This is a genomic window from Streptomyces ruber (assembly GCF_014648075.1).
GTDB lineage: Bacteria > Actinomycetota > Actinomycetes > Streptomycetales > Streptomycetaceae > Streptomyces > Streptomyces ruber.
On record NZ_BMQK01000051.1, the window covers coordinates 1 to 948 of the forward strand.

Annotated in this window: 1 protein-coding gene; it reads left to right on the forward strand. The window is 68.1% G+C overall.

Features of this window, described 5'->3' with window-relative positions; all coding sequences use genetic code 11:
- Positions 1 to 48: 48 nt before the first annotated feature.
- Positions 49 to 923 (forward strand): IS5 family transposase gene (locus tag IEZ04_RS34310; protein WP_229821490.1). Its coding sequence is split into 2 segments (ribosomal slippage): positions 49 to 442 and positions 442 to 923, totalling 876 coding nucleotides; the frame shifts between segments, so codons are not numbered across the junction.
- Positions 924 to 948: the final 25 nt, after the last annotated feature.

Genomic DNA, 948 nt, shown 5'->3' on the forward strand with positions numbered 1-948 from the left:
CTAGGGTCTGTTGCGAAAGTGGATCTTGTTCGTTGATGATCACGTCCTGTGGGACGTGGGGATCTGACAAACGACCAGTGGGCCCGGCTTGAGCCTCTGCTGCCGACGGGCATCAAGCCGGGCCGGCCGCCGGTGTGGACGCGGCGGCAGCTGATAGACGGCATACGGTGGCGGACCCGGACCGGTGCTCCCTGGCGGGACGTGCCCGAACGTTATGGGCCGTGGGACCGGGTCTATGACCTGTTCCGTCGCTGGCAGCGGGACGGCACCTGGGCGAGGATCCTCACCCAGCTCCAGGCCGAGGCGGACGCGAAGGGCCTGATCACCTGGGATGTCAACGTCGACTCCACCGTCTGCCGGGCCCACCAGCACGCCGCCGGAGCGGTGAAAAAGGGGACCTCCAGAACGAGCCACCCGGCGGGATCTTCATCGAGCCGGCCGACCACGGCCTCGGACGCTCCCGCGGCGGACTGACCAGCAAAATTCACCTCGCGGTCGAGCAGGGGCAGAAGCCCTTGTCCGTCGTGATCACGGCTGGGCAGCGGGGCGACTCCCCGCAGTTCGAGCCGGTCCTGGAAGCCATCCGGGTTCCCCGGCTGGGGCTCGGCAGGCCGCGCAAGCGCCCGGACCGGGTCCGGGCCGACAAGGCGTACGACTCGCGCAGCAATCGCTCCTACCTGCGCAGACGCGGAATCAAGGCCACCATCCCGGTTCCGGCGGACCGGGTCCGCAACCGTCTCAAGCGCGGATCGCGTGGCGGGCGGCCGCCAAAGTTCGACAAGGACGACTACAAGCAGCGGCACGCGGTCGAGTGCGGGATCAACCGGCTCAAGCGTCACCGGGCCGTCGCCACCCGGTACGACAAACTCGCCGTCCGCTACCAAGCGACCGTGCTGGTCGCAGCCATCAACGAGTGGCTGTGACCAGCACTTTCACAACAGGCCCTAG